The sequence below is a fragment of the Streptomyces sp. NPDC005302 genome (assembly GCF_040607345.1).
Taxonomy (GTDB): domain Bacteria; phylum Actinomycetota; class Actinomycetes; order Streptomycetales; family Streptomycetaceae; genus Streptomyces.
Window position 1 is genome coordinate 1 of sequence record NZ_JBEXGN010000048.1, and the last position, 6,531, is coordinate 6,531.

Sequence of the window (6,531 nt, forward strand, 5' to 3'; positions counted from 1 at the left end):
ATCCGGCACCGGGCCCTCCGCCACACCGACCGACGACACCGTCATGGGCGTCTCCCGCCGCGACCGCGCGTCCGGCGCCGGCGAGCCCGCGGGCTGCGCCACGGCCACCGGCGGAACGCCCTCTCCGACGAGGCCCGGAGCCACCCCGGCGCCCTCCCGGCCGGGCGGGGACGCCCCGCGGCGGACCGAGACGGCGGCCCCCGACCGCTCGGCCTCCCGGACCCCCTCGGCGCCGCACACCGGGCCGGGCACGCCGAGCGAGGACACCGTCCCGGATCTTCCGGACGTCCCCGACGACGGCGGGCTGATCCCCGAGGACCCTGATCCCGGCGAGAGCGTCTTCGACGTCTCCACCGGGGTGTTCGACGGCTGAGCGAACGCTGGGAGCCGGGGAGCCCGGCGGAGGGCTCCCCGGAACCCGGCAGAGAGGACCCCAGAAGTCGAATAATCGGGCAAATGCTGGCAAGGTGGGCGCATGGTTGATCGGGGAGCGAGCGCCCTGTCACTCCCGGACGACTGGCCCGCCCACCCGGATCCGATCCTGGCGCTCAACCGCATGGGCAGCTTCGACTGGGACCTGGACACCGGTCTGATGCACATGGACGCCCAGGCCCACGAGGTCTTCGACGTGCGCCCGGACGAGTACGACGGGCATCCCGCCTCGCTCGCCACGCGTGTTCCCCCGGCCGAGTCGACGCGCCTCGACACGATGGTGTCCCACGCGCTCAAGGACGGCAGCGAGAACTACGGGGCCTACTTCCGCATCCGCCGCCGCGACGGCGCCCTGCGCTGGACCCACACCCAGGGCTACATCCGCCGTGACGAGGGCGGCCGGCCGCGCCGGATCGTCGGCATCGTCCGGGACGCGACCGACGAGCTGAGCGAGGCGGCGGCGCGCCGTGAGCAGGCCGCGCAGGACGAGGCCCGGCGCCATCAGACGAACGTCGTCCAGCTCACCACGGCGGCGCTGGCCCACGCCGTCACCGTCCAGGACGTCATCGACGTCCTGGAGGACACCCACGGCCTCACCCACCTGGGGGCGACCAGCCTGGTCATGGGCCTGGTCGAGGCGGGCCGCATCCGCATGGTCGCCACGGGGCCGGTGGACAGCTACGTCCCCGGCACCCGGGTCACCCGCCTGGACGCGCAGTACCCGATGAACGAGGTGGTACGGAACCTCGCGCCGCACTTCATCGAGTCGCCGCAGGAGTTCGCCGCGTCGTACCCGCTGCTGTGGCCGAACATCACCGGCCTGAACATCACCTCGGCCGCCTATCTGCCGCTCATCGTGCAGGCCCGCCCCATCGGAGCGATCGGCCTGCTCTACAACGACCGCCGCGGCTTCTCGGAGGACGAGCGCAACGTCCTCGTCGCCCTCGGCAGCAGCATCGCCCAGAGTCTCCAGCGGGCCATGTTCTTCGAGCAGGAGAAGGACCTCGCCCAGGGCCTCCAGCAGGCGATGCTGCCGCGCTCCATCCCCAGCGTGCCGGGCGCCGACATCGCCGTCCGCTACCGCTCCGCCTCGCTCGGCCGCGACATCGGCGGCGACTGGTACGACTTCATCCCGCTGCCCGGCGGCCGCGTCGGCGCCGTCATCGGCGACGTCCAGGGCCACGACACGCACGCCGCCGCCGTCATGGGCCAGCTGCGCATCGTGCTGCGCGCCTACGCCGCCGAGGGTCACACCCCGGCAACCGTGATGGCCCGGGCCTCGGTCTTCCTCGACGAACTCGACACCGACCGTTTCGCGACCTGCCTGTACGCCGAGATCGACCTGTCCACCGGAGTGGCCCAGCTGGTCCGGGCCGGCCACATCGACCCGCTGGTCCGGCACACCGACGGCACGTGCAGGCGGCTGCCCGTGGAGGGCGGCCTGCCGCTCGGCCTGTCCGCGGAGTTCGGGCGCCTCGAATACCCGGTCGCCACCATCGAACTCGACCCGGGCCAGACCCTGCTGCTGTGCACCGACGGACTCGTCGAAGTACCGGGCGCCGACCTCGACGACGGCATGCACACGCTCAGGGAGGTGATCCGCGTCGGCCCGGCGGACGTCGACGACCTCGCCGACCGGCTCATCGACATGGCGGAGGCCCGCGGCGGGGACGACGACGTCGCGCTGCTGCTCCTGCGCCGCCGCGGCCTGAGCGACCAGCGCTCCGGCGGACGGCTCCAGCAGCACGTGGCACCCGGCGACCCCGAGGCGCTCATCGAGGCCCGGCACATGATCCGGGCCGCCGTCCGCGCCTGGGGAGCCGGCGAGCGGGCCGACGAGATCGAACTGGTCGCCGACGAACTCATCACCAACGCCCTCATGCACACCGAGGGCTCGGCCGTCGTGACCCTGCGGGTCCTGACCGGGTCCGACCGCAGGCTGCGGGCCGAGGTCGAGGACTCCTCCAGCGCCCTGCCGCGCCGCCGCGATGCCGGGGAGTCCGGGGTGTCCGGCCGCGGGCTGCTCCTCGTCGACCTGCTCACCGACGTGTGGGGCGTGGAGGCCCGGGGCGGCGGCAAGGCCGTGTGGTGCGAGTTCGTCGTCCGGGAACGGGACTGAGCGGCCGGAGCGGTCAGAACCGGTCCGTAGCTGCCCGGATGAGCCCGGACCTGCCCCGACCGGCCCCGACCGGCCCCGACCGGCCCCGACCGGCCCCGACCGGCCCCGACCGGCCCCGACCGGCCCCGACCGGCCCCGACCGGCCCCGGCCGGCGCGGGGCGGCTAAGACGTTCGGTCGCGGTGTCGGTGCCGGATGGCACTCTGGACGTATGCCGGAACTGCCCGAGGTCGACGCGCTCAAGGATTTCCTGGCCGACCGTCTCGTCGGCCGCGAGATCGTGCGCGTGCTGCCCGTCGCCATCAGCGTCCTGAAGACCTACGACCCTCCCGTCTCGGCGCTGGAGGGGCGCGCGGTCACGGCCGTCGGCCGGTTCGGCAAGTTCCTCGACATCGACGCGGACGGCCTGCACTTCGTCACGCACCTGGCCCGCGCGGGCTGGCTGCACTGGCGGGACACCCTCCCGGACGGCCCGCCCCGGCCCGGCAAGGGCCCGCTCGCGCTGAGGGTCGCGCTGGAGACGGGCGAGGGCTTCGACCTCACCGAGGCCGGCACCCAGAAGCGCCTCGCGGTGTACGTCGTCGCGGACCCCGGTCAGATCCCCGGCGTCGCCCGCCTCGGCCCCGACCCGCTCGCCGGCGACTTCGACGAGGAGCGCTTCGCGGGACTGCTCCAGGGGGAGCGGCGTCAGCTCAAGGGCGCGCTGCGCGACCAGAGCCTGATCGCGGGCGTGGGCAACGCGTACAGCGACGAGATCCTGCACGCCGCCCGGATGTCGCCCTTCAAGCTCGCCTCCTCCCTGACCCCGGAGGAGACGCACCGGCTGTACGAGGCGCTGCGCGTCACCCTCGCCGAGGCGGTGGAGCGCTCCCACGGGCTGGCCGCCGGCCGGCTCAAGGCCGAGAAGAAGAGCGGGCTGCGGGTGCACGGGAGAGCGGGGGAGGCCTGCCCGGTGTGCGGCGACACCATCCGCGAGGTCTCCTTCAGCGACTCGGCCCTCCAGTACTGCCCGACCTGCCAGACCGGCGGCAAGCCGCTGGCGGACCGGCGGATGTCCCGCCTGCTCAAGTAGCGGAGCGGACGGGCGCCGCTCAGGGGGCCTTGAGGGTCACCAGGTGCTTGCCGTCCGCCGTGCGCACCTCGAACCGGCCGATGTCGGCGGTCCGCAGGGCCGCGCCTCCCCGCATCCGGGTGGCCTCGCCGTTGTGCGGCGGGACCATCCAGCTGGTCACGGTCTCCTCCGTGCCGTCCTTGCCGACGGCGACGAGCTGACAGGACCGGGGGCCTCCGGCGTCCTTGACCTGGACGTCGACGTCGGTGCCCCAGGTCCGGTCGGTGGTCGTCACCTGGGCCCAGACCCCGGTCTCCGCGTCGGTGGCGGCGACCCGGCTCTCCTGGGGGTCCGCCACGGCGACCCGGTTCGTCGGGGCGTCGTGCGCGGTGACGACGGCGATCGCGGGGCCGCCGGCCGCGAGGACCACGGAGGCCGCCACGACGTACAGGAGACGCCTGCGCCCCGCCCGGTTGCGGGCGGCCACCTCGCCGAGCAGCCGGTCGAGCAGCCGCGGCCCGGGGGCGGCGAACGGGTGCACCGTGCGCGGCGTCGAGCGGCGGTACAGCATCAACTGCCGTGTGGCGGGGCGAAACTCGCTCACGTGCGCCGTACACCGAGGGCACTCCATGAGGTGGTCCTCGAAGCGGAAGGCTTCCGCCTCGTCGAGCACGCCGAGTGCGTAGGCGCCGACGTCGCCATGCCGTTCCAGGGACCTCATACCGAATACCGAATCCTCGTGGCGATGGTGCGGACTGTGAGTGGTGCTGCTGTTGCCCACGGGTACGCACCAGACCGCCGAATCACTCAAGACCCGTCCGGAATCGCGGTTCAGACATTCGGAGCGCCGGTGCCCGCGGATTGGTGCGGGCCCGAGGAAATCTCGCGGCGCGGTGGAGAAGGCGGTGGCGGGGACGCTCTCAGAAGAGGTGGATGGCCAGATGCCCGAGCGGAAGCCCCAGCCGCCAGGCGGGCGTCCACACCTTCGGGCCGTCGTCCTCGCCCGGTCCGGGGCCCCCGCCGGGCACCGCGTCCAGGTCGGGAGCGAGCAGCTCGGTCTCCTCCAGCCACCGCCAGGCCGTCGACGCCAGCTCCAGGTCGGGGTCGGGTGCGGCCGATCCGGCTGCCTCGGCGGCGCGCAGGTCCATGTGTTCGCGCACCCACTCCTGCCAGGGCTGGTCGTAGGCGGTCAGGGAGAGCCAGGTCTCCAGTTGCGTGATGACCCGGATCCCGGACAGTTCGCCGCTGCTGTCGGACAGGAAGATGGTCAGCGCGAGGGCGTCACGCCCGGCGCGGAACTCGAAGGACGTCGGCGGCATCAGATCGCCGGTCCGCAGCAGTTCGTCGGCGATGTACTCGGCGTACAACCAGGCCATGGGGACGGTGAGTTCGCCACCCCCGGTGCCGTCCGTGCTCTCTTGCCCTCTGTGCAGCATCCCTTTCTGCCCTCCTCCGGTGCGTGCGCGTCGCCCGACCCCGGGCCCCGGTCCGGAACACGGATGAGGCAAGCTGAGTGCTCAACCATGGTCGTCAGCAAGGCGCTTTACGGAGGTTTGACTAAGCCTTCGGTTTCACCGCAGGTCGGCCGCATATCCCGGAAGTACCCGGCGCAGGGCGCGCAGCGCGTAATACGCGCGGGACTTCACGGTACCGGGCGGAATGCCCAGGGCCGCCGCGGCCTCCGCCACACTCGCCCCCTGGAAGTACACGAGCACCAGGACTTCACGGTGCTCCGGAGTGAGTGTCTTCACAGCCTCCCGCACATCGAGCGTCGCCGCCGACCGTTCGGCGTGATCCGCACAGATGCGCGCATGGTCGAGGACGGCGTCCCCGACCTCGGGCGGGCGTGCCTGCCGGGCCCGCCGCGCGTCGATGGCGAGCCGCCGCCCCACGGTGAGCAGCCAGGGGCGGACGGACTCGAAGGCGTCGGCCCGTAGCGCCTCGGGGTGCTGCCAGGCACGTACGAGGGTTTCCTGCAGCAGGTCCTCGGCCCGCTGCCGGTCTCCGTCCGACAGGCGCAGCAGCAGGGCGAAGAGGGGGCGGCCGTGCTCGCGCTGCAGCGTGGCCAGCTCGTGCTCGGCGGTCGTCCCGCTCGTGATGGTGGTGGTTCCGGCCGTCATGGCGTGTATGGCAGCGCGATGCGCTCCGCGCGGACAGGCCGCTGACGCGTCCGTGCGGTGGGCGGTCGAAGCCGTCGGTGAACGGTGCGCCGAACGGTCCGCCGAGGTGGAGGCGGGGATTCCGTCGGCTCCGCACGCCCGTTCGCAGCAGGTCACCCCAACGGGCGGGCTCACGGGCGCCGAACGGGCGAGCCGCGGTGGTGCCTCCTTGACCGCCGGCCGCCCGTGTCCCTGGAATCTCCTCAATTAGTAATCAAATACGACCAGATGGGGCCGGGCATGATCACACGCGCGCGACAGATCAATCTGGCCATCGCGGCCGTCCTCATCGCCACGGCGGCGGCCTGTCAGGCCCAGGACTCGGCCGGCCACCGCCGGGACGGCCAGCCCGCTCCCGGCGCCACCCGCCCTTTCACCCTGGTCGCCTCGGGGGACGTCCTGCCGCACAGCTCGATCATCGACCGCGCGGCATCCGACGCCGGAGGCGACGGCTACGACTTCCGGCCGATGCTCGCGGGCGTCCGGCCGATCGTGTCCGGTGCCGACCTGGCGATCTGTCACATGGAGACCGTCTACGGCGCGGACGGCGACTACACGGGATACCCCGTCTTCAAGTCCCCGCCCCAGGTGGCCGAAGGCCTCGCCGCGACGGGCTACGACGCCTGCTCCACCGCCTCGAACCACAGCCTCGACGACGGCGCCGCGGGCATCCGCCGCACCCTGGACGCGCTCGACCGCGCGGGCGTGCGGCACGCCGGTTCCGCGCGCACGGCGAGGGAGGCGAGCGCCGCCACCCTGCTGCGGGCGGGC

The 6,531-nt window shown here is 73.2% G+C and carries 6 protein-coding genes and 1 pseudogene; 4 read left to right on the forward strand and 3 right to left on the reverse strand.

Annotation, left to right across the window (positions count from 1 at the left end; all coding sequences use genetic code 11):
- The 3 genes and pseudogenes from ABZT74_RS34450 to ABZT74_RS34460 all read left to right on the forward strand — a co-directional run.
- Positions 1–373 (forward strand): annotated as a pseudogene (locus tag ABZT74_RS34450) (hypothetical protein); the annotation flags it as partial.
- A gap of 102 nt (positions 374–475) precedes the next feature.
- Positions 476–2,551 carry a SpoIIE family protein phosphatase gene (locus ABZT74_RS34455; protein WP_356441439.1) on the forward strand — a complete coding sequence of 692 codons (2,076 nt, stop codon included), beginning with the start codon at positions 476–478 and terminating at the stop codon, positions 2,549–2,551.
- A gap of 210 nt (positions 2,552–2,761) precedes the next feature.
- On the forward strand, positions 2,762–3,622 hold the full coding sequence (locus ABZT74_RS34460; protein ID WP_356441442.1) for a DNA-formamidopyrimidine glycosylase family protein: 861 nt from the start codon (positions 2,762–2,764) through the stop codon (positions 3,620–3,622).
- A gap of 19 nt (positions 3,623–3,641) precedes the next feature.
- Here the strand turns inward: ABZT74_RS34460 and ABZT74_RS34465 are convergent, their stop codons facing one another.
- The 3 genes from ABZT74_RS34465 to ABZT74_RS34475 all read right to left on the reverse strand — a co-directional run bounded on the left by ABZT74_RS34465 (position 3,642) and on the right by ABZT74_RS34475 (position 5,721).
- Positions 3,642–4,322 (reverse strand): zf-HC2 domain-containing protein, encoded by a 681-nt coding sequence (locus tag ABZT74_RS34465; protein ID WP_355863960.1) that lies wholly within the window; start codon positions 4,320–4,322, stop codon positions 3,642–3,644.
- Positions 4,323–4,521: 199 nt separating this feature from the next.
- Positions 4,522–5,037, reverse strand: a complete 516-nt coding sequence (locus tag ABZT74_RS34470; RefSeq protein WP_355863962.1) for a hypothetical protein — start codon at positions 5,035–5,037, stop codon at positions 4,522–4,524.
- Between the two features lie 135 nt (positions 5,038–5,172).
- Complete coding sequence (locus ABZT74_RS34475) at positions 5,173–5,721, reverse strand: sigma-70 family RNA polymerase sigma factor (protein ID WP_355863964.1); 549 nt, start codon at positions 5,719–5,721, stop codon at positions 5,173–5,175.
- 279 nt (positions 5,722–6,000) lie between these two features.
- Here ABZT74_RS34475 and ABZT74_RS34480 point away from each other — a divergent pair.
- Positions 6,001–6,531: CapA family protein (locus ABZT74_RS34480; protein WP_356441444.1), on the forward strand; the 531-nt coding region annotated here is incomplete at its 3' end.